This is a genomic window from Thalassospira sp. B30-1 (genome assembly GCF_015767575.1).
In the GTDB taxonomy this organism is placed as follows: domain Bacteria; phylum Pseudomonadota; class Alphaproteobacteria; order Rhodospirillales; family Thalassospiraceae; genus Thalassospira; species Thalassospira xiamenensis.
The window spans coordinates 541,956-568,854 of record NZ_CP065232.1 but is presented as its reverse complement, the minus strand read 5'-3'; the positions used below and the strand labels follow the sequence as shown (position 1 = coordinate 568,854).

23 protein-coding genes are annotated in these 26,899 nt (G+C 55.2%); 7 read left to right on the top strand and 16 right to left on the bottom strand.

Features of this window, described 5'->3' with window-relative positions; translation table 11 throughout:
• Positions 1–65 precede the first annotated feature (65 nt).
• From IT971_RS02610 to soxR, 6 genes are all read right to left on the bottom strand, one after another.
• Positions 66–1,418, bottom strand: coding sequence for an HlyD family type I secretion periplasmic adaptor subunit (locus IT971_RS02610; protein ID WP_007088893.1), 1,353 nt, complete (start codon positions 1,416–1,418; stop codon positions 66–68).
• Positions 1,415–3,553: a peptidase domain-containing ABC transporter gene (locus tag IT971_RS02605; RefSeq protein ID WP_063093051.1), complete on the bottom strand. Its 2,139-nt coding sequence runs from the start codon at positions 3,551–3,553 to the stop codon at positions 1,415–1,417. Before IT971_RS02605 ends, IT971_RS02610 begins: the two co-directional genes overlap by 4 nt.
• Entirely contained in the window at positions 3,550–5,265 is a 1,716-nt protein-coding gene (locus tag IT971_RS02600) for a peptidase domain-containing ABC transporter (RefSeq protein WP_063093052.1), read from the bottom strand. Before IT971_RS02600 ends, IT971_RS02605 begins: the two co-directional genes overlap by 4 nt.
• A 174-nt stretch (positions 5,266–5,439) precedes the next feature.
• Complete coding sequence (locus tag IT971_RS02595) at positions 5,440–5,844, bottom strand: RNA-binding S4 domain-containing protein (RefSeq protein ID WP_063093053.1); 405 nt, start codon at positions 5,842–5,844, stop codon at positions 5,440–5,442.
• Between the two features lie 75 nt (positions 5,845–5,919).
• Positions 5,920–8,787, bottom strand: a complete 2,868-nt coding sequence (locus IT971_RS02590; protein ID WP_037988122.1) for a helicase-related protein — start codon at positions 8,785–8,787, stop codon at positions 5,920–5,922.
• Between the two features lie 130 nt (positions 8,788–8,917).
• A complete protein-coding gene (gene soxR / locus IT971_RS02585; protein ID WP_007088898.1) occupies positions 8,918–9,409 on the bottom strand; it encodes a redox-sensitive transcriptional activator SoxR in 492 nt (163 codons plus the stop codon).
• Positions 9,410–9,533: 124 nt separating this feature from the next.
• Here soxR and IT971_RS02580 point away from each other — a divergent pair, with 124 nt between their 5' ends.
• A complete protein-coding gene (locus IT971_RS02580) occupies positions 9,534–10,124 on the top strand; it encodes an NADPH-dependent FMN reductase (protein WP_063093054.1) in 591 nt (196 codons plus the stop codon).
• Between the two features lie 59 nt (positions 10,125–10,183).
• On the opposite strand, the gene IT971_RS02575 is transcribed toward IT971_RS02580, so the two are convergent.
• Positions 10,184–10,510 carry an HPF/RaiA family ribosome-associated protein gene (locus IT971_RS02575; RefSeq protein ID WP_007088900.1) on the bottom strand — a complete coding sequence of 109 codons (327 nt, stop codon included), beginning with the start codon at positions 10,508–10,510 and terminating at the stop codon, positions 10,184–10,186.
• 276 nt (positions 10,511–10,786) lie between these two features.
• Between IT971_RS02575 and htpG the strand changes: the two genes are divergently transcribed.
• From htpG to IT971_RS02555, 4 genes are all read left to right on the top strand, one after another.
• Complete coding sequence (gene htpG, locus IT971_RS02570; RefSeq protein WP_063093055.1) at positions 10,787–12,670, top strand: molecular chaperone HtpG; 1,884 nt, start codon at positions 10,787–10,789, stop codon at positions 12,668–12,670.
• Between the two features lie 121 nt (positions 12,671–12,791).
• The gene (locus tag IT971_RS02565) at positions 12,792–13,571 is read left to right on the top strand and encodes an SDR family NAD(P)-dependent oxidoreductase (protein WP_063093056.1); all 780 of its coding nucleotides are present in this window, start codon (positions 12,792–12,794) and stop codon (positions 13,569–13,571) included.
• Between the two features lie 128 nt (positions 13,572–13,699).
• Positions 13,700–15,025, top strand: coding sequence for a deoxyguanosinetriphosphate triphosphohydrolase (locus IT971_RS02560; RefSeq protein ID WP_062958824.1), 1,326 nt, complete (start codon positions 13,700–13,702; stop codon positions 15,023–15,025).
• Between the two features lie 46 nt (positions 15,026–15,071).
• The gene (locus IT971_RS02555; RefSeq protein ID WP_063093057.1) at positions 15,072–15,302 is read left to right on the top strand and encodes a hypothetical protein; all 231 of its coding nucleotides are present in this window, start codon (positions 15,072–15,074) and stop codon (positions 15,300–15,302) included.
• Between the two features lie 87 nt (positions 15,303–15,389).
• Here IT971_RS02555 and IT971_RS02550 read toward each other — a convergent pair whose 3' ends face one another.
• The 5 genes from IT971_RS02550 to IT971_RS02530 all read right to left on the bottom strand — a co-directional run bounded on the left by IT971_RS02550 (position 15,390) and on the right by IT971_RS02530 (position 19,506).
• Positions 15,390–15,587, bottom strand: coding sequence for a YqaE/Pmp3 family membrane protein (locus IT971_RS02550; protein WP_007088905.1), 198 nt, complete (start codon positions 15,585–15,587; stop codon positions 15,390–15,392).
• A gap of 26 nt (positions 15,588–15,613) precedes the next feature.
• On the bottom strand, positions 15,614–16,465 hold the full coding sequence (locus IT971_RS02545; protein WP_063093058.1) for an OmpA family protein: 852 nt from the start codon (positions 16,463–16,465) through the stop codon (positions 15,614–15,616).
• A gap of 478 nt (positions 16,466–16,943) precedes the next feature.
• Positions 16,944–17,774, bottom strand: coding sequence for a hypothetical protein (locus IT971_RS02540; protein ID WP_007088907.1), 831 nt, complete (start codon positions 17,772–17,774; stop codon positions 16,944–16,946).
• Between the two features lie 177 nt (positions 17,775–17,951).
• Positions 17,952–18,749 carry an exodeoxyribonuclease III gene (xth, locus tag IT971_RS02535; RefSeq protein ID WP_037988136.1) on the bottom strand — a complete coding sequence of 266 codons (798 nt, stop codon included), beginning with the start codon at positions 18,747–18,749 and terminating at the stop codon, positions 17,952–17,954.
• A 70-nt stretch (positions 18,750–18,819) separates the two neighbouring features.
• The gene (locus IT971_RS02530; protein ID WP_062958635.1) at positions 18,820–19,506 is read right to left on the bottom strand and encodes a fumarylacetoacetate hydrolase family protein; all 687 of its coding nucleotides are present in this window, start codon (positions 19,504–19,506) and stop codon (positions 18,820–18,822) included.
• A gap of 241 nt (positions 19,507–19,747) precedes the next feature.
• Here IT971_RS02530 and IT971_RS02525 point away from each other — a divergent pair, with 241 nt between their 5' ends.
• Entirely contained in the window at positions 19,748–22,423 is a 2,676-nt protein-coding gene (locus IT971_RS02525) for a cation-transporting P-type ATPase (RefSeq protein WP_063093059.1), read from the top strand.
• A gap of 97 nt (positions 22,424–22,520) precedes the next feature.
• Here the strand turns inward: IT971_RS02525 and IT971_RS02520 are convergent, their stop codons facing one another.
• Complete coding sequence (locus tag IT971_RS02520) at positions 22,521–23,507, bottom strand: D-glycerate dehydrogenase (RefSeq protein WP_007088911.1); 987 nt, start codon at positions 23,505–23,507, stop codon at positions 22,521–22,523.
• Between the two features lie 214 nt (positions 23,508–23,721).
• Here IT971_RS02520 and IT971_RS02515 point away from each other — a divergent pair, with 214 nt between their 5' ends.
• Entirely contained in the window at positions 23,722–24,234 is a 513-nt protein-coding gene (locus IT971_RS02515; protein WP_063093060.1) for an SH3 domain-containing protein, read from the top strand.
• Positions 24,235–24,259: 25 nt separating this feature from the next.
• Here the strand turns inward: IT971_RS02515 and IT971_RS02510 are convergent, their stop codons facing one another.
• From IT971_RS02510 to IT971_RS02505, 3 genes are all read right to left on the bottom strand, one after another.
• Entirely contained in the window at positions 24,260–25,327 is a 1,068-nt protein-coding gene (locus tag IT971_RS02510; protein WP_063093061.1) for a flagellin, read from the bottom strand.
• A 172-nt stretch (positions 25,328–25,499) separates the two neighbouring features.
• Entirely contained in the window at positions 25,500–25,703 is a 204-nt protein-coding gene (locus tag IT971_RS22340) for a hypothetical protein (protein WP_252724174.1), read from the bottom strand.
• Positions 25,658–26,893: a hypothetical protein gene (locus IT971_RS02505; protein ID WP_252724173.1), complete on the bottom strand. Its 1,236-nt coding sequence runs from the start codon at positions 26,891–26,893 to the stop codon at positions 25,658–25,660. Before IT971_RS02505 ends, IT971_RS22340 begins: the two co-directional genes overlap by 46 nt.
• Positions 26,894–26,899 lie beyond the last annotated feature (6 nt).

Below are 26,899 nucleotides of genomic sequence, written 5' to 3'. Positions count from 1 at the left end.
CAGAGAAACGTGCGGCCAGGCAGTAGAAATGAAATGAACATTTCCAGCGGGACCATTATGAAAACTCAGCGTTCGCTAAATGCCTGATCAAGCGAGACATAAACCGGCTTGAGCAGATATTGCAGCAATGTCCTTTCACCCGTCTGGATGTCGGCCTGAACCGTCATGCCAGGGATAATCGGCTGAGCGCGGGCACCCTCACCGACCCGGTCGGAATCAAGTGCCACCCGTCCTTTATAATACGGTCGTCCATCTTCATCAACAAAAGTAGAGGCCGATATCGATACCAATTCACCACTGATACTACCATATCGTATATAGTCAAATGCACTGACTTTAACAGTCACCGGCTGTCCAAGATGAACATGACCGATATCCTCGGTCGAAATCCGGGTTTCCGCGACCAGTGCATCATCGGTCGGAACCAGCTCCATGACCACCTGTGCCGGGGCAATCACCCCGCCGATCGTGGTAAATTGCAGCCCCTTGATATAACCCTTGGACGGGGCGCGGATTTCAAGTCGCGCGACACGGTCCTTAAGCTTGCGCAGCGCTTCATCGGCCTGGGCAATTTCACCGCCAAGCCGCCCCAGTTCACTTAGCGCTTCCTCGCGCTGGCTGTTTCGAAGTTCGTTCTGGCGCAGATTGGCTTCGGCGATGGTTTCACGCGCACGCGCCATTTCCGCAATGACACTTGAAAGATTGCCCTGCGCTTCGTTCAATTCACGCTGGATATTGAGGAACAGGACCTTGGAGTTCAGCCCCTGTTCATACAGCGAGCGGCGCATCGTCACTTCTTGGTTAAGCAATTCGACAGAACGGCGCAAAGTCCCTTCCTGCTGCTGGAGCTGGGCCAGTTCGGCGTTGCGTTCCTTGATCTGAACGTCAAGGATTTCGCGCTGGCTGCTATCAAGGTCGGTTTTGATCCGATAGATTTCCTGCTGGTTTTTTGCCAGTTCCGGATACTGGTCCATCAGCAGGGTGAAGTCGGGATCGCGCGATTCGGCAAGTGCGCGATAACGTTCGGCTTCAAGACGCAGGCTGGCCAGTCTGGTTTCGGCCTGCGACAGTTCGGCCTGTGATGCTTCGGGTTTCAACCGCATCAGAACCTGGTCTTTTTCGACCAAGTCACCATCCCGCACCATGATTTCGGAAATGATGCCACCTTCAAGATGCTGGATCTTGTTAACCGCCCCGGTCGGCATGACCTGCCCGAAGGTGGTTGCCGTTTCCTTGATCTGGGTGGTTGCCGCCCACGCGATCAGCGCGATAAAGCCAACCGAAAGCATCACCATTGCCGAACGGACAAAGACCGAAATCCCGCCTTCTTCGAGCAAGACGGCATGTGACAGATAGCGTGCCATACGGCGCGACTGGCGGAACCGTTCAATTGCGGTGTTCTGAACTGCTTCGCTCATAGGAAACCTCCGTCAAGCACCTGCTGCTTGATGCGTGCTGGCGGCGCATCGGCGCGCACCTGACCTGCTTCAAGAACAATGATGCGGTCGGCCAGATCAAGATGGCTTGGCCGATGGGTAATCAGGAAAATCGTCGATCCGCCGCGCAGACGGTTGATCGCATGCTGGAATGCCCGATCCGCTTTTTGATCCAGACCATTGGTCGGCTCGTCAAACAGGATGATCGGTGCTTCGCGGACAAAGGCACGCGCAAGTGCCAGGCGTTGCAGGAAGCTTGTCGAAAAGCGCGAGGAATGCTGATCGCCGATCCGTGTTTCAAAACCGTCGGGCAGGGCTTCGATTTCCGAAAGAATACCCGCCGACATACAGGCCATCCGCAATTCATCGGGTGATGCGATCGGATTGGCAAGGCGCAGGTTTTGCGCAATTGATCCACGGAAAAATTCAACATCCTGCGGCACATAGGAAATGGACTGACGCAAGGTTTGCGGATCCATCTGGCGGATGTCCGCGCCGTCGATCAGAACAGCACCGGCCTGTGGCTGATACATCCCGGCGATCAATTTGATCAGCGATGACTTGCCCGCCCCGTTCGATCCGACAACCGCAACCACCTGTCCGGCCTTGATATCGAAATTCACCCCGACCAGAGCCGGATCGGAGTCCGGCGTATATCGGAAGCTGACACGCGAGAAGGTGACATTGCCCTCGAAACGGCGTTGGCCAACCGTGCGCGGCACCAGATCACGTTCCGGTGCCAGCGTCATCAGACGGTTTATCTGCCGGACAGACCCGCGAAGCTGTGCCAGCCGCGGCATACCGACAAACGCCTGATTGATCGGGCCAAGTACACGCCATGCCAGCATCATCGATGCCACAAGTGCGCCGACGGTCATTGAACCCGCCATGACCTGAACCGCGCCAAAGGCAAGGATAAGCGCCCCGGATGAGACCATCAGAATCTGTGCCGATGTGTTGATCAGATTATTGATCATTGCCACCCGGAACCCGGCATAAGCCGTATCGGCCGAAATATCGCGGAAACGCGACAGCCAGCGATGTTCTGTGCCTGTATATTTCAACGCCTGCATCTTGCCGACCGTTTCGACAAGGAATTCCTGACGGTTCGCACCATTGCGGCCAAGTTCCGAAACCCGTCGTGATACCACCGGAAAAGACACCAGGCCGATCAGGACAAAAACAACGATCAGCCCAATCGGGATAAGTGCAAGCCACCCCCCAAGGATCGCCAGAACAATCAGGAAGATCGGCAGGAAGGGCATTTCCAGAATGACAAGCGCCATCGGGCCGCTAAAGAATTCGCGGACGCTTTCAAAATCGCGAATCCGCGAAATCTGAACCCCGACCGGGGCACGTTCGGTAAAGGCGGGTGGCAGGGACAGAAGCCGTTCGAAAATGGCACTGCTGACAAGTGTATCAAGGCGCGCCCCAAAATGGCTGACCATCTGGCTGCGCAGATTGCGCAGGACCCAGTCAAGGATCAGGACAATCCCCATGCCGATCCCGAACTGGATCAACATGGGGATCGACCGCGTTCCAATGACCCGGTCATAGATCCCCATTACGAAAATCGGGCTGGCCAGCGCCATCAGGTTCAGCATCAGGGTAATCAGCAAAAGCTGTCCACCGAGGGCGGAAAACCGGTCGGTTATTCCGCCAAACCAGCCGCGTTTGTCCTCTTCAAAAAACCGTTCGTGACGCCCAGCCTGGGTAAACTGGAACAACCGCCCGGGAAGATTGACCGGCTTGATCACCATTTCGCGGCTGGTGCCGCCATCAAACACCCGGATGCCAGCATTTTCCGGCTTGATCACCACAAGTGCGGTGCCGTTATCGGGCACGAACAGACAGGGCATCAACCGATCATCGATCCGATCAAATGTGGTATCGATTTCGCGCGACCGGTAATTCAGGTTCGCCAGCACATTGCGAAAATCGGTCAGATCAAGGGCCTCGTCCATATGCGGCAATGCTTCTGCGACCTGACGGGGCAGCCCACGCCAGCCAAGCGCCTGCAACAAAGGCCACAGGCAGGCATCAAAATCCGACTGGGCGTCATTGCTGGCAAGGCCCATGCGGTAATTCAGCGCGAAGTCCATGTTTTCGATATTCATGACCGGCCTCCTGCGCGTGCGACTTCTTCTGCCTCGATCACCGGCTGGGTGCCGCTGCGCCGCAGGACCGGCACCAGACGTTTTTCCATCAGGCGATATTGTCTGTCGGCAAGGGCGATCAGTGACGGTCGGTGCGATACCATCACCAGCGTACAATGTTTGCGAAGTTCAATCAGAAGACCGGCAAGAATGTTGTCACCCGCGATATCAAGCGAACTGTTGGCTTCGTCAAACAGCACGATGCGCGGATAGTCGATCAGGGCACGCGCAATCGCGATACGCTGCTTTACGCCGCGCGGCAGGGTTTCGGATGCCTGCCCGCCCACTTCGGTATCGTAACCGTCGGGCATGCGCATGACGATTTCATCAAGCCCCAGACGCCGTGAAATTTCCACAACACGATCCGTGCCGATTTCCTTGCGGAAGGATGTGATGTTTTCAAGGATCGTTCCCTTGAACATCACACCATGTTGCGGCAGATAGGCAATCTGGCGGCGGATCGATTCCGATGCATATTTACCGGGATCACGACCATCAAGCCGCACCGAACCGCGATCAGGGCGTAACGCCCCCATCAGAAGCCACAGCAAGGTGGTTTTACCGGTGCCGTTTTCACCGGTGATTGCAACAGATTCACCGGGCTGTATCGCAAGCGTCAGATTTTCAAAAACTGTGTCCCCGCCCGCGTGCGAAAAACTGACATCTTCAAGCTCGATACGCCCTTCAAGCGGCGGCATTTCAGCAGCATCGTCGGCATCTTCGGGCGGCAGACGGAAAAGTTCGCGGCACCGATCACGCGCAACCCGAATGCTTTGAAACTGGGTCCAAAGACCCATGGCACGTTGCAGCGGCTGGATCGAACGCCCGGCCAGCATCGTGCAGGCGGCAAGCCCACCCACTGTCAGATCGGCATTGATAACCAGAAGACTGCCGACACCGGCAACAAGGATCATCGTGATCATCGAAAAGCTGGCACTTGAATTGATCGCGGCATGGGCGCAACGCGCGGCGACAAGGTCATCCTCCGAACACTGGATTTGCAGTTGATCATGGCGACGGATCATCAGGTTTTCCATCGCCATCGCCTTGATGGTGTGAATGCCGGTCAGGGTTTCGATAATGAAATTATAGCGCCGCTCGTCGGCCTGACTGCGTTCATCAAGCGCGCGACGCAACCGCCGCCCCAGGATCATCGCGGTCAGCATGAAGGCAAACAGAATGCCCAGCGGTACCAGCACGAGCTTGCCACCGATAATGGCAATCAAACCAAGGAACAGGATAATGAACGGCAGATCGATCACCGCCCCGATTGCCTGCCCGGCATAAAAGTCACGCAGGACATTCAGACTGTTCAGCCGCTGAAGATGCAGGCCAGGTGCGGTTTTTTCGTAATCGGAAAGACTTGTCGCCAACAAATGACCGACAGCAGCCTGCGAACTTTTATGTTCGAACTTTGCCGCCGACAGCGACGATATGTAGGCCCGACCAAGGCGCAAAGCCGCTTCAAGCACCAACGCGCCAAAAACCCCGAGTATAAGCAAGGTCAAAGTCGGGATGGCATTATGGGGCAGCACACGGTCATAGACCTGCAACAGGGTCACCGGCAGTGCCAGCGACAGCAGGTTGATCACAAATGCTGCGAGCAATATGGCAAAACGGCCTGCCCCCAGATGTGACAAAGTGCCGATATGCAGGCCAGGCTTGCGTTTCATAACGCAGTCATTCTCCAAGTCGAAGCGAAACCATACTAAAGTAGGTGTATTATACCTTGATATAGTATCAATAGCCCATGCCTATGCTGGAGGCAAGAAAATCCTGAAGGTTCTACAACCCGGTATGTTGTTCGCGCCGTACCTGGTGTCAGATCAGATTACAGCCTGTAAAAGTTATTCATCGCCGCGCAACCGGTCCGTTGCGCGCCTTTCGGCCTTGGTCGGACGTCCGCTGCCAGCTTCGCGTTCAGCAATCGGAGCGGTTCGGATATCGGCCGCGACCTCTTTTTTCGCCACACGTGGTGGCGAGTGATCAACGTAAAGCTGCTGGGCTTCGGGGGCGGGGCCACGTCGTTCGCCAGGTGCCACCACTTCGATCACGCGCAGATGCGGGCCCTGAAAGAATTGCAGCCGATCCCCAACAACGACCGTAACGCTGGCTTTGGAGACGGACTGACCGTTCAGAACGATATGGCCCGACTGGCATGCCTTGCTGGCAAGCGAACGGGTCTTATAGAACCGCGCATACCATAGCCATTTATCGATACGGACTTTGCTGCCTGTCTGATCAAGTGTCATGGATTGATTTTACCATCCCAAACGCAATGCGGCGACCCCGCAAAGGGTCGCCGCATCACAGAAAACAGGTCGGGATCAGCCCTTTGCCGCCAGCATTTCCTTCAGCTTGGCAAATGGCGAATCCTCGTTGATCTGATTGTTTTTGGCCGGTGCATTGTTCGGACGCCCCTGACCTTTGCCACCACGGTCGCCGCCCTTGTTCGGGCCGCCACGGTTCGGGCGTTGACCGCCTTTGCCTTTCGGCGCGCCTTTGCCATGGGCTTCCTGGCGCGGACCGCCACGCTGGCCTTTGCCAGCACCACCGCGCTTGCGGCGGTCGACACGGACAAAATATTTAACCTCGACGAATTCCGGCTCGGCTTCGGCTTCACCGGCTGCCGGGGCCGCTTCTTCGGCGGGCGTTTCGCTGACGGCGTCGGCCGGTGCTTCTTTGGCCGCTTCATCGGCATTGGCGGCTTCAGCAGGAGCTTCCGGTGCATCTGCACTCACAGCAGCAGGTTCAGAAGCAGGTTCAGAAGCCTTTTTAGCAGCTTCCTTGGCATCAAGTTCAGCCTTGCTGACCTTGACCACCTCGGCACGCCAGCCAAGTGCGGTAAACACGCCTTCGGCCTGCTCGACCGTGCAGCCCAGAAGCGACAGCAGATCGGGATCGGGTTTTACCTTGCCATCATTTTCGCGCGCCTTCTGGCGCAGCAATGCGGCAAAACGTTCCAGCATGTCGACACGTGCGGCAAGCGGCCCGACCGGCATGTAACCGGCAGCCAGATAGAAGCCCTTGGAATTGCTGCGATCATTTGGAACCGATGTGCGACCTGCCGGTGGCAGTTCGGGAAGCGCATCAAGTTCGCGCGAAATCGCCCAAAGGATGCCACGCAGTTCGACGGGATCGGGTTTCAGCGCGTCAAGCACATGAACCGTTTCAACCCCCAACCGCACGCCAAGCTTGGCCAGCGCCTTGCGGTCTTCATCCGAAAGATCCTTGATCAGGCTTTCAAGATCGGCACGCGGCACACAGCCCAGACCTTCGTTCAATTGGAACAGAAGGCCGCGAATCGGACCGGGAAGCTGACAATCGCGCAGGCGGGTCAGCATTTTCAGGCGCGCTTCGATATGGGCGTTGACGAAATTCTGAAGCCGGGTCCGTACGCGTTCGCGGGTCGGGCCGTCAAAAAACTCGCTGTCAATGACCTGGACGTCGGGGCTGAGGACGGTGTCGCCCTTTTTCAGCCCACCGACAACCGCCCCGTTCCACAGGACTTCCAGTTGACCATTCACCGCGAATTTGTCGTCTTCATCGGTTTCCAGTTGTTTGACACGCTGCGCAATCTCGCCAGTCAGTGCACGACGTGCAGCACTGGCGATTGCCTTGCCTTCAAACGCAGCATCGGTTTCATCGGCGATGAAACGGAATCCTTCCAGTCGGCCGACGTATTCACCTTCGACCTGGACTTCACCATTCGCAGTGATGGTAGACATGAGTTCAGACTTGTCCTTGAGACTTTTCAATAAAACCGAAGTTCGTCTGTCAACGAACCTTTGGGTCAGGCGTTCATGTAGCACATCAGAGAGCTTATCCTCAATGGCCCGCGTACGTTCCTGCCAATGATTGGCATCTTCGAGCCAGTGATGCTTGTGCGATACATAAGTCCAGACGCGAATACCCGCCAACCGTGATGACAACTGATCGATATCACCATCATAACGGTCCAGGCGCAAGACTTGTTCGCCCAACCAGTCGACCGGCAGTTTACTATTTGGTTTTGCCAGATAGCGATAGATAGATGTTAGCAGCCTTGGATGCGCATCGGTATGGATATTTCTGAAGTCCGGAATCTGGCAGACTTCCCACAATAATTGCACCCGATCCGGGGCCGATGCGATGCGCGCGACGTCTTCGTTCTGCGATAAATGCGCCAGCATGACTTCATCGACCGGTTCGCGCGCCAGAACAAGTGTCGGATTGTCCGAGCGCTTGCGCAGCGATTTCTGCAAGGCATCGACGGTTCTGAAATCCAGTCGCGCATTGCGCCAGAAGACTTTGGCAAGCGGTTCGAATTCGTGGGCTTCGATCTGTTCGATAATATCGGGATCGATCCCCGAAAGATTGCCCGTCACCCCAAAGGTGCCGTCATTCATATGACGTCCGGCGCGCCCGGCGATCTGGGCGGTTTCCGCCGCCGAAAGCCCGCGATTGAACTGACCGTCAAACTTGTGAAGGGCCGCAAAGGCCACATGGTTCAGTTCAAGATTAAGCCCCATGCCAATCGCGTCGGTCGCAATCAGGTGTTCGACCTCGCCATTCTGGAACATCTCGACCTGGGCATTGCGCGTGCGCGGGCTAAGCGCGCCAAGCACCACGGCCGCTCCGCCCTTCTGGCGGCGGACCAATTCGGCAACGGCGTAAACTTCCTGTGCGGAAAATGTCACGACGGCGGATTGTGATGGCAGACGCTGGATCTTTTTCGATCCGTTATAGGTCAGAGTCGAAAACCGTGCGCGCGTATCAAATTCGACATTGTCGATCAGTTGACGGATCACCGGACGGATGGTTTCCGCCCCCATGAACATGGTTTCGCTGATACCGCGCGCATGCAACAGCCGGTCGGTAAATACGTGCCCGCGTTCGGGATCGGCACACATCTGGATTTCATCGATGGCCAGAAAATCAACCTGCTTGTTGACCGGCATGGCTTCGACCGTACACAGGAAATAGCGTGCTGATTTCGGAAGGATGCGTTCTTCGCCGGTGATCAGGGCCACCGCACCCTTGCCAACACGGGCGACCGCGCGATCATAGTTTTCGCGCGCCAGAAGCCGCAGCGGAAAACCGATCATACCCGAGGTATGCGCCAACATCCGTTCCATGGCCAGATGGGTCTTGCCGGTGTTGGTGGGCCCCAATATGGCAAGGATACGGGGACCGGTTCGGGTTGAAATCTGCATCAAACTTTTCCAGCAGGCATCGCGGATGATTTCGCGCGCCTAGATCAATGCGCCTTTCAACACGCCGCATCGCACAATGTCAAGCATTCTGCCGCATCGGCAAGAGTATCCCAATGCATTCCGTTAAGGATCAAGACGTTCCATCTGACGGTTCGTGATCCTGTGCGTCATCAAGTTCAAGCAACCGCGCACCGGGACCATCCGTTGCCAGTTCATCCGACGGGTTGCGAAGCGGGCAGTCGCTGATCGAAAGGCAGCCACACCCGATGCATTTGCCCAATTGATCGCGCAGCAGGGTCAATTGTTCGATCCGGGCATCAAGATCATCACGCCACCGCGACGAGAGCTTTTCCCAGTCCTGTGTCGTCGGGGCCCGGTTAATTGGCAGCCCCGATAACGCATTCCCGATTTCGGCCAACGGAATGCCGGTGCGTTGTGCGACCTTGATGATCGCGACCCGGCGCAGGATACCGCGCGGAAAGCGTCGCTGATTGCCATCCGTTCTGATCGAGGCGATCAGCCCCTTACGCTCGTAAAAATGGATCGCTGATACGGCAAGTCCGCTTCTTTTGGCGACTTCACCCACACTGAGATAGCGGTGCAATGGCCCGGGTTTCACCATTTTCCTGCCCTTTCCGTTATTTTTTCATGGCGTTCTGATGCGCTTGAAATTCATCATTGACCTCAACTATTGTTAAGGTTCTATAGATTTACTCCTTGCTGCGAAATAATCAAGGAGTGACGTCATGAAAGAGACTTTCAATCTTGCACTGATCTATGGCAGTGCCCGTGAAGACCGGTTCTGCGACACAGTTGCCGACTGGGCGATCAAAATCCTGAAAACAGATCCGGATCTGTCGGTTGATATTATCGATCCGGCGAAGCTCGATCTGCCATCCCGTCACGTCGGCAATGCGCATCCCGGTGTTGCCGAACTCCAATCCGTTCTTGCCGAAGCCGATGCCTTCCTCGTTGTCACCCCGGAATACAATCACAGCTTTACCGGCGAACTGAAATTGCTGATCGACGCCGCCAAGCCCGAATGGCGCCGAAAGCCATTGGCATTTGTGTCCTATGGCGGAATGTCGGGTGGTTTGCGGGCGGTCGAACAATTGCGACTGGTTTTTGCCGAATTGCATGTCGTGACCATGCGCGACGTTGTCAGCTTTGCCAATGTCTGGGACCAGTTTGATCCGAATGGTTATCCGATCGACAAAGCCGGGTCCGAGGCGGCCCTTAAACACATGGTCAATGATCTGAAATGGTGGGCGCGCACATTGCGCGAGGGCCGCTATCCACAAGTCCGGGCCGAAATGCCGGAGGTCACGATATCATGAACGGGGCGGTCAACTGACCGCCCCGTCATTTCAATTACTCGCTGTTGTTAACAGGAACCCTAGTGGGCGCGCATCCGGTCGACATATTCCTTGAGTTGACGGCGCGCGGCCTGATAGCTGTTTTTGAGCGCGATATAGACATCCTCGTGCGCATGATCGGCACTGTCGCGCTTAACCATAATCTCCTTACCCGGCACATGAATTCCGAAATGAACCGCATAGCGGTTTCCCTGTGCGTGGGATGCATGGGGTCTTTCCACGATGACATGACAACTTGTCATGCGGTCGAAGGTTTCTTCCAGTTTTTGCACCTTGAAGCGGATCCGCTCGTCCAGCGCATCTGATTGATCAACATCACGGTAGGTGATTTGAACGGGAACCTTCATATTGCGGCCTCCTGTTATAGAGCCTGAGACATTCACAAGGCATTGCACCTTGCAATTATCCGAAACGTTTGCCGTTTCGGGGCAGGACAGGACCCAAGACAACTTCCGCAAGCCTCGTGCCCTGTAATGAAACCGTCTTTTTATATACTTAGGATACAGGGCTTGCGCTGCAAGATGCGTTGACGCATATCAAGCACTGCCTGAAGGTTGCCAAATCGGGACCCAGCAGCGCAAATTGCACATAGTGGATTGAAATTACAGGAGAACACAGAGGTCATGACGGAAGAAAAAATGCGGTTCGAGGCTGAAGTCAGCCGCCTGCTCGATATCGTTGTCCATTCGCTTTATTCGAACAAGGACATCTTCCTGCGCGAGCTCATTTCCAATGCGTCGGACGCCTGCGACAAGCTGCGCTACGAGGCGATTGCAAAACCGGAACTGCTCGCAGGGGATTCAGAATTCAAGGTTCGTCTTCTGACCGATAACGTCCGTAATGTTCTGACGATTGCCGATAACGGGATCGGGATGAACAAAACCGACCTGATTGAAAACCTTGGCACGATTGCCAATTCAGGCACCGCGAAATTCGTCGAGGCCCTGTCGAAATCTGACAAAGCCAAGGATGTTGACCTGATCGGTCAGTTCGGCGTCGGTTTCTATTCCGCCTTCATGGTTGCGGGTCAGGTCGACGTCGTCACGAAAAAGGCCGGTGAAGATCAGGCGTGGAAATGGTCATCGGATGGCAAGGGCGAATACACCATCGCTGAGGCCGAAATGGAAGGCCACGGCACCCAGATCACCCTGCATCTGACCGATGATTTCAAGGAATTCACCGAAGAATATCGCCTGCGTCATATCGTCAAAACCTACTCCGATCATATCGGCATCCCGGTTGTCCTGATGAAGGCAGACGGCAATGACGAAACGCTGAACGAGGCATCGGCACTCTGGACCCGTCCGAAATCCGACATTACCGACGAACAGTACAAAGAGTTCTACAAACACAATTCGCACGCCTTCGACGATCCGTGGAAAACGATCCACTATCAGGCCGAAGGTGCGATTGAATATACCGGTCTTCTGTTCCTGCCGACCATGCGCCCGTTCGATCTTTATGATCCGGCGCGCAAAGGCCATCTGAAACTTTATGTCCGCAAGGTCTTCATCACCGAGGGTGCGGATGACCTTCTGCCGCCTTGGTTGCGGTTTGTGTCCGGTGTTGTCGACAGCCAGGATCTGCCGCTGAACATTTCACGCGAAATGCTGCAACACAACCCGGTCCTGACCAAAATCAAAAACGGCCTGACCAAAAAACTCCTGTCCGAACTTGAAACCGCATCGAATAAAGACTCGAAAGGTTTCGAAACCTTCTGGGAAAACTTCGGTTCTGTCGTCAAGGAAGGCCTGTATGAAGACTACACCAACCGCGACCGCATCCTGAAACTGGCACGTTTCCGTTCCACGCATTCGGATGGCTGGACAACGCTTGCCGACTATGTCAGCCGCATGAAGGATGGTCAGAAGGCGATCTATTACATCAGCGGCGAAGACGTCGATGCGCTCAAACGCAGCCCGCAGCTTGAAGGTTTTGCCGCCAAGGGCATCGAAGTTCTGCTGTTGACCGATCCGGTGGATGAATTCTGGTTGCCATCTGTTGGCCAGTTTGAAGAAAAAGACTTCAAATCGGTCACCCGTGGCGGTGCAGACCTTGCCGACGTCAAATCCGATGACAAGGATGATGACAAGGACGACAAGAAAGACGATGCCGCATCCGATGCGTCCCTTGATGCCCTGATCGCATCGATCAAGATCGCACTTGGCACCAGCATCAAGGATGTCCGTGAATCAGATCGCCTGACCAGTTCGGCCTGCTGCCTGATTGCCGATGAAACCGGTATGGATTTGCGGATGGAACGCCTGATGAAGCAGCATAACCGTGTTGATGAAATCAGCCCGCGTATCCTTGAAATCAACCCGAAACACAGCCTGATCAAAAAGCTGTCGGACATTGCCATCAAGGATGCCAAGACCCCGATCCTTCATGACGCCGCCCTGCTGTTGCTTGATCAGGCCCGCATCCTTGAAGGCGAAGCCCTGCCCGACCCGGTCAGCTTTGCCCGTCGCCTTGATCTGGTGATGGAAAAAGGTTTGGGTAGCTAAGCTTTCCCTGCCCACACCGTACAAAAGATGGCGGCGCGTCGATGGACGCGCCGCTTTCTTTTTGGCTATAACACCGAAACCGGCAAAGGCCATCAAAGGCCGAACAGGGAACGAAGCGACCATGAAACGACTTGAAAACCGGATTTGCATCATAACCGGCGCGGCGCGCGGCATTGGTGCTGCGATTTCAACAGCCTTTATCAAAGAAGGTGCTGACGTCATAGCAACTGACCGAGACGAAGGTGCGCTTCTGGCATTTGCCAAGGAGGCAGGTTGCAAAACCATGCGCCTTGATGTCGGCAACGAGGATGACTGGCAAAAACTTGCCGATGCCTATCCGGCCATTGATGTCATGGTCAACAATGCCGGCATTACTGGTTTTGAAGACGGCATCGTCGCACATGATCCGGAAAATGCATCTCTTGCCGACTGGCGCGCAGTCCATCAGGTTAATCTTGACGGTACATTTATGGGATGTCGCTACGCCATCAGGGCCATGCGCCAGCGTAAATCGGGCTCGATCATCAATATTTCATCGCGCTCGGGAATGGTTGGCATTCCGGCTGCGGCGGCCTATGCCTCGTCCAAGGCGGCCATTCGCAATCACAGCAAAACTGTCGCGCTATATTGCGCACAACAGGGTTACAATATTCGCTGCAATTCAATCCATCCCGCCGCCATTCTGACACCGATGTGGGAACCGATGCTTGGCAACGGTCCGGATCGCGACGCCCGCATGGCAGCCCTTGTCGCTGATACACCGGCTAAGCGTTTCGGCACCCCGGACGAAGTCGCGGCACTTGCCGTTTTGCTGGCATCGGATGAAGCCGCTTACATGACGGGAACGGAACTAACAATTGATGGTGGATTGCTGGCCGGTTCGGCGGCAACGCCGGGGTAATGTAAACGTGCATGAAATGAAGCATCGTCCGACATTTTAAGCCCGTCACTTTACGATTATGTCATGAAGTTTGCGCCATAGTGCGACACGAACATGTACGCGACCGATAGACTCAGGATGCAAAACCGATGATGAACTGGCAAAAATTGCTGTCGCCTGAACGTCTGGGCACACGACATTCAAGTGTCGGCGCGTTCGGTCGATCCGATTTTCACAAGGATTACGACCGGATCATTTTTTCGTCGGCTTTCCGGCGTCTGCAACGCAAGACGCAGGTTCATCCGCTGCCTGAAAACGACAATGTCCATACCCGCCTGACCCATAGCCTTGAAGTATCCTGTGTTGCACGGTCCATGGGACTTATGGTCGGCCATCAGCTGGCCGAAAAAGGCCACCTGCCCGACGGAATTGAACCCGATCATATGGCCGCCATTGTTCAGGCCGCCGCCCTTGCCCATGACATCGGCAACCCGCCATTCGGTCATGCCGGGGAATATGCCGTTCGTCAGTGGTTTCTGGATGCCGATCCCAAATATCTTGCGCCGTTGTCCGAGGCAGAACGCGCCGATCTGACGACCTTTGAAGGCAATGCGCAGGGGTTCAGGTTACTGACCCATAAGCGAAGTGGTCTTTATGACGGCGGCATGCGCCTGACCTATGCGACGCTGGCAAGTTTTGTGAAATATCCATGGTCGGCGATTGGCAGCCCTTATCCCGAAAAAATGAAATTCGGTGCGTTTCAGCGCGAAATGGATTTGCTGACCGAGGTTGCCGATGCCACCGGCCTGATCCGCACCGGGGCGCAATCGTTTTGCCGTCATCCGCTGGTTTATCTGGTCGAGGCGGCCGATGATGTCTGTTATGCCCTGATTGATATCGAAGATGGTGTCGAACTGGAACTGGTTGATTTCAGCGTCTTTGAAAACCTGTTATTGCCCTGCATCCCGGGCGACATTCCTAGCGAATATCACCGCGAAACCAACATCCGGCGCAAGATGACCTTCCTGCGCGGCAAGATCATCACCGGGCTGCTTGATGCGCTGACCGATGCCTTTGTCTTGCGCGAGGAGCAGTTGCTGAACGGGGCAGTCGATGGTGATCTTCTGTCCTGTGCCGATGGCCCGTTCAACGAAATGATCGCGACCGCCAAACAGTTTTCAGAAAAGCAGATCATTCTGAACCGGCGCAAAGTCCAGATCGAGGTCGGCGCATTTGCCTGCCTTGAAACGCTGCTTGATACCTTCTGCAAGACGGCCCTTGAAATCCATCAGGCGAAGGATGACGCAGAGCTTTCCTATCGTACCGGACGGGTTCGCGAACTGATCGGCAATGATTCGATGCCGGTCGGCGCACCGCTTTACAACCTGTATCTGACGATCCTTGATTACATATCGGGCATGACGGACGACTTTGCCGCCCGCCTTGCGCGCGATATCGGCGGCGGGCAGCATTGATGCGCGGCAATCGTAACGGCCGGACGCAAGCATAGGAAACGGGACGATGTGGTTATTTGCCCCGTTCATCGGTCGCTATCGCAGGCGTCTGGCTTTTATGGCGGGCGCAGGATTGGCGGTCGTCGTTTACGGGTTGGTTGAACAAAGCACACGGCCCGAAATACAGGCATGGTACTGGCCCGGGATTGCCGGTTTCGTTACGTTTGCCATCACACGCTTTACCGTTTCACGACTGATATCGCGGTTTATCGGCGGGGTTCGTCGCCACATGCATTAACAAAAAAGGCAGGCCCGGAAGCCTGCCTTTCACATGCAATGCGGTTCAACCGCCAATCATCAACACCATCGAATGGGGTATGGGGAATTAACCCTGCCCACCGCCCATGGCCTGACTGATTTTTTTGTCGGTGTTGTACTGGCTCAACGCATAGACAGCCCAGATTGCCGCCGGAATCCACCCCAGAAGGGTAATCTGCAAGATCAGGCAGATGATACCTGCAATGGGCCGCCCGATGGTAAAGAACAACAACCATGGCAGCAGAAGCGCGATGAGTAACCGCATATATTCATCCTCTTTGTTATGTCGGCTTACATGCCGTCTTCAAATTTCACCGTAACAACCCTGTTGCCTTTTTCCGCGACACCATCAGCAGTCGGAACCGGTACGTTGGCCTCGCCGCTGATGCTGATGGCAAGCCTGCTGGGGCTGACGCCATGATCACGCAATGCCTTGACCACCGCATCAACGCGCGATTTGGCAAGGATGTCATTATACATCGGATCACCGGCCCGGTCAGCATAGGCTGTCAGACTGATCATTTTCGGGTCGTATTTTTCATATGCTTCGACAATCCCGTCAATAACCGGCATCGCCTTGTCACCAAGAACGGCACTGTCGAACGCAAAATAGATTTTCATCGGTTCAGGCATCATCATCGGCGCAGCCGCGGCCATCGGCTTTTGATCAAGTTCCGCCTGAACAAGGGCAAGTGCCTGATAGAACGAGGCACGGCAATTATCGATGTCTTCCTGCTGAATGTTTTCTTCAAGTTCCTGCATCCAGCAATCGAAAGCAGCCTGGGCCCGCGCGGCGGCCTCTGGTGCCTTGTCCCGTCCGCCCGCATCAAAGGCCGCCATCAAATCAGCCCGTGCAACACTGATTTCTGCCAGACCTTCCTGGGGCAGGTTTCGATCTGCCAATGGCTGCGGACCGGTATCCTGTCCCATCGCCGCCGTTTTCGCGCGGTTGGTGAAGTAACGCGCATCCGCCCAGTCCGCTTCGTCATATTCGGCTTGCGCAAGGTCGGAATACGCCTGATGAAGGGCTGCATCAAATGCCGACCCCGTATCGGTCATCCCGCGAACGCCCGGAATATCCATGTTCGCACAGGCCGCAAGAAAGGCAGCTGCGGAAACAGCAAAAAGCAGTTTAGCTCTCATCGGTCTTCACTCCTTGTCTGGATGACGACAATAATGATCCCAATCCCAATATTTTATTTTCAGGGCGCATAACCAACCGGTTGATCCGGCTTGATGGCAAACGCCCGGCAACCAATGCAATGCATCGATCTTTGTTGGGCGGTGTAAACCGTTGTCGATGACCAGATCGGAAGAGTGACCAGACCCCGAAAATAATCTTTCCGGTTCATATTGCCGAACAAGATTCCCCAAGACGACACCGTCCATCGGTGAAATGTTTCCATACCCCAAAATATATGGAAACCAAATTCATGAAAAAAAGCAGGGAGATAGAGAAAATCTCACATCAGTAATATGCGGATTGTCCTTGTGCGGTGCGGCAGTACCGTCAATTCGCCGTTAAAAAGAAAAACGGAAGGAGCGATAACCGCCCCTTCCGCCAAGACATTGATTATAAGGATATTATTGAAATATCCCGTAATTCCGGTTCCGAGTCCCGTTATTCGGACGAACCGCCAAACAGTCCCTTGACCGCATCACCGACGGCACCCGCGCCGTCCTTGACCACGCCGCCGGTTCCGGTTGCAGCACCGCCAATCAATCCGGTCACACCCTTGCCAAGGTCACCGACCCCCTGCAAAAGTCCATCGACATTCAGACTGGAAACCGATTTGAACACCGCGGTGTTAAGGGCGGTGATGATTTCTTCGGCGACTTGCGCCGGTGTCGCCCCGCCTTCTTGCTTGCCAATGTCCTTAAGGTGGATTTCAGGAAGTCCCGAAGACAGTTTTTTACCCTGCAGCATCGCGGCCGACACACTGACATTGCCGTTGCGGATATAGACATTATCAATCACGACCTTGGTACCCGAACCGTCATCGGCGGCGGTATCTGCCTTGTCGCCACCTGCACCGGTCGGGCCGGAGACACGCTGGACAAAGCTTTCAACATTGCGCTGAATGGTCGCGATGTTTGACGAACCCTGCCCCAATTCATAGGTCACACTGGGCGCATCCACGATCACCTCGATCACGCGGATGGTATTGCTGGTAAGGGTCGAACCATCCAGTCGCACCGAAATATTGCCCAGCGAAAAGGCATGGTCGGTTTCAAAACCATCCGGGTTCCCGACAACCAGCCCGCCAATGGATGCCGTGTTCTGGGTGGTTTCAATCTTGACATTATCCACCGTCACATCGGCCAGCGTCACACGGGTTCCAGCCTCTTCGATGGTTGCTTTGACGATATTGTCAAGATTGACATAGACATACACCAGTCCGGCAACGACCAGCAAAATGATGGCTGCCAACGCGATGAGGATCTTTTTCATTGCCCGTATCCTGTTTTTTGTTTCATCGGGATAAAATTGCTTAAAGAATTGGGGACGTTCGTTTCCGGGTTCAATCAGAAGCTTCACCCCGGCACGTCCCGCGATCAAGACCTTTTAGACGAAAAAACAGCGGGCTGGATAAATCCGGCCCGCTGTTTGATGCTGAAAAAACGGTATTCAGATATTGAACTCGACAACCACCGGTGCATGATCGGATGGTTTTTCCCAGTCACGGGCAAGATCATAGACCGATGCTGTGCGGACCGATCCGGCCATATTCGGTGTCATCCAGACATGATCCAGACGACGTCCCTTGTTGCTTGCCCGCCAGTCGCGTGAACGATAGCTCCACCAGCTAAACAGTTTTTCCGGCTCTTCTACGATTTCACGCACCGAGTCCACGAAATCACCGGATTTACGGAATGCTTCGAGCTTTTCAACTTCGATCGGTGTGTGGCTGACAACTTTCAAAAGCTGCTTGTGCGACCAGACGTCATTTTCCGACGGGGCAATATTGAAATCGCCGACCAGAATGGCCTTGCGATCCGGGTCGGCAACCCGGCGTTCCGCCCACCATGCGGTCATTTCATCAAGGAAGGAAAGCTTGTGGGCAAACTTTTCATTGATTGTCACGTCCGGTTCGTCGCCCCCGGCCGGGATGTAGAAATTGTGCAGCTCGACCCCGTTTTCAAACGTCACCATACAGTGACGGCGGTCTTCCTTGCCGCAGAAATGCCTGATATCGGTTTTGGCAAACGGCAATCGCGACAGGATCGCAACACCGTTATAGCTTTTCATGCCATGGTTATGACGATGAATGTAACCGGCGGCTTCAAATGCCTCGTGGGGGAAATGCTCGTCCGGGCATTTCAGTTCCTGAAGACACAGCGCATCGGGTTGTTGTTCTTCTAAAAACTTTATGACCTGTTCGATGCGCAATCGAACGGAATTGATATTCCAGCTGACGATTTTCAAAACGGACTCCGTTTCCTGATGAGGTGAGTGGGCCCTGACCCTTTAATCCCTGTATCTTGATATCCTGATGCTATTTCAGCGTAACCGACAGTTCCGCAACATCGGCAATCACCACATCCATGCGGTCACCGCGCACCACCTGACCGACACCTTCGGGGGTTCCGGTAAACAGCAGATCGCCAGCTTTAAGTTCGATCAGGGTCGACAGATGCACCAATGCGTCAACCATCGGCCAGATCATTTTGGCGGTGGTATCATCCTGTTTGACCGTGCCATTGACCGACAGTTTCAGGTTGGTTGCCTGCGGATTGCCTGCATCGGCCTTGGGCCGGATTGCCGAAATCGCGGCACAATCGTCAAAGGACTTTGCCATATCCCACGGCAGGCGACGGTCCTTAAGGCCGGCCTGCACATCACGGCGGGTCATATCAAGGCCCGCAGCATATCCGAAAATGGCGGCTTCAACTGCCACACGATCAAGGTTCTTGCCCCCCGCACCAAGGGCCACAACAAGCTCCCCCTCGTAATGGAGGTCTTCGGTTCCCGACGGATAGGCTAGATCACCGTTGCCAACCTTCAGGCAATCCGTCGGCTTCATGAAGATGCAGGGCGGGGTGTCGGCCGGGTCGGAGCCCATTTCGCGCACATGGTCGGCATAGTTCTTGCCAATGCAGAAGATGCGATTGACCGGGAAAAGCTGATCCGAATTCTGCACCGGAACGGTAACCGGCGTGGCTGCGGGAAAGACGAAACGCATGGTGGCCCCCTTGAAGGAAATCCTGATGGAAATATTGTCCTTACTGATACCCAAGCTGCTGATAAATTGAAATGCTTTGAGTACGGATTTAATCCGCCTCCCTGTCAGAAGCTGTCAGGAGGATGCTGCACCATCAAATCAGGTGCCCTCAAATGGCCGGTTGCTTGACCGGTCACTGATTTAGTGACCTAGTTGGCTGGTGCCTGCCCGTCTGCTCGTTGCTGGTTGCAAAGGTTTCTGCATGTCCGATCATCATATTCAGCCGTTACCGGAAATCCTTGCACATCTGAATGTTTCCCCCGAGATCGGCCTTTCGGAAACGGACGCCACAGAACGCCGGAAGAAATACGGCAGGAACAGCCTTAAGGACCAGAAGCACGTCTCTTTCTGGAACATCCTGATCCGGCAATTTGCGGGGCTGATTGTCTATATGCTGGCCGGTGCCGCGGCCCTTTCATTTTATTTCGGCGACCTGACCGAGGGCATTGCCATCGTCGTGGTGCTGATCATCAATGCAGCCATCGGCTTTACATCCGAATTCAGGGCCATCCGTTCGATGGAGGCATTGCGAAAGCTTTCAAGTGTTCACGCCAAGGTAAGGCGGGATGGGCAAATCCACGTGCTGGAGGCCCGCGACATCGTACCGGGCGATATTGTTGTCTTTGAAGCGGGCGACGTTATTCCGGCTGATATCCGTTTGATAGAATGCAGCAACCTGCAGGCAGATGAATCTGCTTTGACAGGGGAGTCCGTTCCGACGGACAAAACCATCAACCTGCCCGATGATGCCACAACCGATGAAAACCTGCCGCTTGGGGATCGCACGAATATGGTGTTCAAGGGCACAGCCATCAGCCGCGGAGATGGATCGGGTGTCTGTGTTGCCACCGGAATGACAACCGAACTTGGTCATATCGCGGCGATGACCGAAATGGCAGAAGCCGAAACATCACCGCTTGAAAAACGTCTTGATACGCTGGCTGGTCATCTTATCTGGGCCACTTTGGGACTGACCATATGCATCGCCATTGTCGGCATTTATGTCGGCAAAGACATGGTGATGATGCTCAAGACCGGTATCGCACTTGCGATTGCCGCCGTCCCAGAAGGATTGCCGATTGTTGCAACGGTTGCCCTTGCCCGCGGGATGTGGCGGATGGCGAAACGCAATGCCCTGATCAAGAACCTGTCAGCCGTTGAAACGCTGGGTGCGACCACGGTTATCATGACCGATAAAACCGGAACGCTGACCGAAAACCGGATGACGGTCGTGGCCCTCAGGACCTCGGAAAACGAGGTTGATTTTACGTCATCTCCTGACGCATTGCTGGCAGCAAACAGCCCCGAAGAACTGGCCATACGGATTGCCGTTTTGTGCAACGATGCAATTCTGCTGCCATCCGGCAGCACGGAAAAGCATATTGGCGACCCGATGGAACTGGCCCTGCTTGAAGTCGCCCGGAACGCAGGCATTGATCAGACAGAACAACAAGCCAGATACCCCGAAATCGCCAAGGAAGCTTTCAGCGCGCAGACCCGCATGATGGCAACCTTTCATCGCGATCAAAACACACCCGATAACCTGTTTGTTGCGATCAAGGGCGCACCCGAAGCCGTCATAAAAAACAGCACCGGCTTCCTTGAAAATCATGGCCCGCGTGAAATGGACGAAAAAGCCCGGCGGCGCTGGTCGGATTTAAGCAATGACATGACGCAAAAGGGCTTGCGCGTTCTTGCCCTTGCGATGAAAAATGCCCCTGCGGTCGATACGCCCCCCTATCAGGATCTGATCCTGATAGGCCTGATCGCCCTTCTTGATCCCCCGCGAGAAGATGTGCCTGCCGCAATACAGGCCTGTCATGCGGCGGGGGTTCGGGTCATCATGGTAACGGGCGATCATATCGGCACCGCCAGAAATATTGCGGCGCAAGTCGGACTTTGCGATGCAACGGCATCGGGACTTGAAGGCAGGATGCTTCAGGCAACCGACCTGACACAGAAAACAGAACGTGACCGCATTCTTGCCACCCCCGTTTTTGCAAGGGTCAGCCCCGAAGCAAAATTAAATCTGGTTTCCCTTCACCAGCAGGCAGGTGCCATTGTTGCCATGACCGGCGATGGCGTTAACGATGCCCCCGCGCTTAAAAAGGCCGATATCGGCATCGCCATGGGCAAAAGAGGCACAGACGTCGCCCGCGAAGCCGCAGACATGGTTCTGCGTGACGATGCCTTCCCGTCAATCGTAACCGCGATGCATCAGGGACGGGTTATTTTTGCCAATATACGCACCTTTGTGCTGTATCTGATGTCATGCAATCTCAGCGAGATACTCGTGATCGGCCTTGCCGTGCCAAGCGGGCTTCCCTTACCGCTTCTGCCGTTGCAGATTTTGTATCTTAACCTTGTAACGGACGTGTTTCCGGCTTTCGCACTTGGTATTGGCGAAGGAGACCGGCATGTGATGAACCAGCCCCCGCGCGATCCCAAAACACCGGTTCTGACCAAACAGGATTGGGGCGGCATTCTTTTTTACGGCGCATTGATTACGGTCGGAGTACTTGGTGCTTTTGCCATGGCACTGCATGTTTTCAACCTTGGGGATCAGGAAGCTTTGTCGGTATCGTTCCTGACGCTTGCAACCGCACAGTTGCTGCATGTTTTCAACATGCGTGCCCGATCTTCCGGCTGGATTTTCAACGATGTTACCCGCAACCCTTTCATCTGGATTGCCTTGGGAATTTGCGTGCTCCTGATCGGATTGACGCTTTATGTTCCCGAATTGTCCCGGCTGCTCATGATTGCACCGCCCAGCGGCACGGGATGGCTTCTGGTTATCGGGGGAAGTCTGGTACCGCTGGTTATCGGGCAGGCCGCGAAAATATTCACCAAACCGGCAAAGCAGCCTGTGTCGTCTTAAGGCCAATCACCCTACGAAACGCAATGTGCCGGATAACAGTACCCGGCACATCAATTCCCCTACAGGTATCGCCAAAGGATATATATATATCAGGTCCTTACAGAAGCCCTTCAATCACCCGATCCGGCGGTGTGTGACCATCGACAAAGGTCTTGATATTGATCAGCACCTTTTCGCCCATATCGACACGCCCTTCGATGGTCGCCGACCCCATATGCGGCAACAGAACGGCGTTCTGCAATTCAAGCAGTTTCGGGTTCACGGCCGGTTCATGTTCGAACACATCAAGCCCGGCCCCGGCAATTTCACGATCGGCCAGCATCCGGGTCAATGCCGGTTCATCGACAATCTCGCCACGGGCCGTATTGACCAGAATGGCGTGCGGCTGCATCAGTTTAAGGCGACGGGCCGACAGCAAATGATAGGTTGCCGGTGTATGCGGGCAGTTGACTGACACAACATCAACATGGGCCAACATCTGATCCAGGCTTTCCCACCAGGTCGCATCCAGTTCCGCCTCGGTATCGGGATGAACACGGCGGCGGTTATGATAATGCACCGAAAGACCAAAACCCTTTGCCCGGCGGGCCAAGGCCCGGCCAATGCGCCCCATGCCGACAATGCCAAGCCGCTTGCCCCAGATGCGATGCCCCAGCATCGATGTCGGTGCCCAGCCCGTCCATTCGCCGCTGCGGATCATGCGTTCGCCTTCGGCAACACGGCGCGATACTGCAAGGATCAGCGCCATTGTCATATCGGCGGTATCCTCGGTCAGGACATCGGGGGTGTTGGTGACGGTGATACCGCGTGACCGTGCGGTTTGCAGATCGACATGGTCGACACCCGTCCCGAAATTGGCAATCAGGCGCAAATTCGGCCCCGCATGGGCAAGAACGGCGGAATCGATTCTGTCCGTCACCGTCGGGACAAGAACATCGGCCTGTTTGACCGCCTCGATCAACTCGGCCTTGGACATCGGGACATCGTCGATGTTCAGACGTGCATCAAACAGCTCCATCATGCGGGTTTCAATCGCTTCCGGCAGTTTGCGGGTCACGATGACGAGGGGTTTTTTCTTGGTCATCTGCCGTTCCTATGCGGTCTTTTAACTCTTTTGCTGACAAGATGGGTTTCTTGCGCCAAATGCGCTCTTGCCGCAATGCAGTGATGCCACGTCACAGGGTATTAAAGCAAGAATTTTGACGTCATTTTTGTAATTTTATTTCTTAAAGAGCAAGGTTCGCCGGTTCCGAAATTCTATTCCGGCAGCAGAAGAAAGAGCAGGGAAAACCGTCACAATGCCGCGGATCATCCGTAAATTCCTTCATACTTTTGTCGCCATGGCGATCCTTGGCAGCATTGGCGCACCGATTGTCGCCAGCGCGCAGGAATCAGGCCTGCCGATCCCGCGCTTTGTTGCATTGCGGTCAGACAAGGTTCACCTGCGATCCGGGCCCGGCCTGCGTTACCCAAAGGTCTGGATCTATCAGCGCCGCAACATGCCGATGGAAGTCATTTCGGAATTTGATACCTGGCGCAAGGTTCGCGACTGGGAAGGCAGCGAAGGATGGGTGCATCAAAGTCTTTTGCTGGGATCACGTCATGTGATTGTTACCGCCGATACCATCACGCTTTATTCCGCCGCCGATGAAAATGCCCGCAAGATCGCCCTTGTTTCCAATTCGGTGATTGGCAAAATCGAAACCTGCCCGCGTTCGGTTGACTGGTGTCAGTTGCAGTTTGGCGATTTCGAAGGATGGGCCCCGCGTCAGGGCTATTGGGGCATTTATGATGGGGAATATATCGAATAGGCTTTCCGACCAGTGCCTAAATCATTCAGGCTTCTATCGATACGCGGGGCGCGCTGGATTGACCAGCCCCGCCACCACCTGACAAGGTGCCGCCAATACCCGTCCCACCACCGTTGCTGTCATAGCCGCCAAACGTGTTGGACGGGACCGGATCGGTGGTATTTCTTCCTGTTGTCGGCGCGAAGTATTGCCCATCATCACGCCCCAATGGATCCGCGTTCGGATCATAGGCAAACGGATCATCACGCTCGGTAACCGGCTCAGGTCCTGGTTGCGGTTCTGGCAGACTGATGCCACCAATCGTCACGGTCTGATCCTGCAAACGTGCCGATATTTCGCCAAGATAGCCCTGAAAAGCTTCTATGATTCCGCGCCGCACCTGATCGGCGTCGCCAGGTTCGGCCGCGGCAAGTTGCGCCTGAAGGATGTTGTTACCTGCAACCTCGGAAACCCGGCTGCGATCAGCCGCCCCGGCAATGCTTTCGCGGTCTGCCTGTAGGGATATTTCCCGGTTTGAAAGCGCTTCCTGCGCAGCATCAACACGGTCACGCGCGTTGGAAACCCCGGCATCATCGGAAATGTCGATGGCGGATAGCCCGGTTGCCAATCCTTCGGTCCCGGATGCATACAGTTCAACATTCAGACGGTTGCCTGATGACGTCCCCGATCCGATCTGCAATTCAATTGTCTGATCACTGTCCAGCAGGTTTTTGCCATCATAATTGCTGCTGGTGGCGATTTCGTCGATCTGATCAAGATAGTCCTGAATTTGCGCTGTGATGAACCCACGTTCGACGCGTGACAGTGATGGGTTGTTTTCAACGCTGCTGACCAGTGTATCGACTTCGTCCAAAGCAGAGCCGATCCGCGAAAGATCATCGGCGGCAACTTTAAGAAAATCATCCGCACGACCAAGCGAGCCCCGCAGGCTCCGGGATGCAGCACTGCTATTGCGAAGGGCATCGTTACTAAGGCTGGTGTTCGGGGAATTGCTGCTTTGGATGCTCTCGACGGACGCAAGCAGGCGGTTCTGCGGCGCGATGGCGCGCGCAGTGTCAGTATAGACCGGATAAGGACTACCAACTGCCTGCAATGTCGTTTCCGCACAAACAAGCCGGTTATGCAGCTACATGCTACGCCCCGGTCCGAATCACATTGATCCGAAGCCGGGCAGCCCATCCTGAAAGCCCGGCGGAAAAACCAGACATAAGTATAGTATATTTGGAACGAAATATTAAGCCAAAACAAACAACTGGCGCGTTCAATCAGGCCGATGTTTTGTTTCGATGCAGGATTGCGAACATCTCAAGATGCGATGACCACAGGAACTGATCGACCGGAACAACCCGCGTCAGTTCATACCCACCATTGCGCAACACCCTGATATCGCGGGAAAATGTCGCCGGATTGCACGACACCGCGATCACCCATTCAGGCCCGTCAATCGCAAGGTTTTCACACTGCGCCAATGCACCGGCACGTGGGGGATCAAACAGGACAAGATCAAGTCCGGACAAGTCGGCCTTATCAAGGGGGCGGCGAAATAGATCGCGTTCGACAACCTTGATCGGACTCGACGATTGTCCGACGGCATATTGCAGGCTGCGCACGGCACGCGGATCGCTTTCCACCGCGACGACATTGCGGCGATCCCCCCCCCAATGCAAGCGCAAAGGTAAAGCTGCCAATCCCGCAAAACAGATCCGCCACATGGCGGGCCGGGATACGTTGCAACGCCACCTTGATCGCATTGGTCAGGGATGCCTCGCCATTCCGGGTCGCCTGCAGGAAGCCCCCCGGCGGCACGGGCACATCGATGCCTTCGAAGGCAACGGTTGGGGTACGGCGCGCTCACCGGTTCATCATTGGCGTCACCGACCTTCCAGCTTAGCCTTGCCAGATCAAGATTTTCGGCAAATTCGGCCAGATCCTGCCGCATATCGAGCCCCGGTTCGACACCTGCATGTATCACCACATCAAGGCCGTTATCCGCACGGGTCACAAACACTTCCTTGACGGTCTTTGCGGCATCCGGATCACATTTGCCAAGAAAGGCCGCAAAGGCATCACGGAACGCCATCAGGTCCGGATGCAGAACGGCACAGTCGGTAATGTCGATGACCGTATGGCTGAACCGGCCATGGAAACCGACATGCACACCGGTTGCCCCCACATGAACCGCAAAACCGGCCCGGCGACGGCTTGCCGGTGGTGAAATTTCGACATCTCCCACCAGTTCCTCGGCCTCGTCGGGATCAAGTCCGGCACGCTGGACCGCGGTTAATGCCTTCTGGCGTTTCCAGTTGCGATAGCTGTCATCATCAAGATGCTGAAGCGCACATCCGCCGCAGCTTTCATAATGGCTGCACCGCGGGGCACTGGCAGGCGCACTGCGCGCAATCAGTTCGACCAGTTCCGCACCATATCCATCGCCGCGTTTTTGCCGCAGGGCCACACGCACGTCATCACCGGGCAGGACACAATCGACATAGGCAATGATGCTGGAACCATCCGGCCCCGTGATGCTTGCAATGCCGTCGCCCCGCGCGCCGATTTCGCGGATTGTCGTTGTCGCCTCGAACCCGATCAACGGATCGCGGCGCGGCGCGGATTTACGACGCCCACCGCGGGCACGGGGATTGCGGTGATGATGTTTCATGAACTC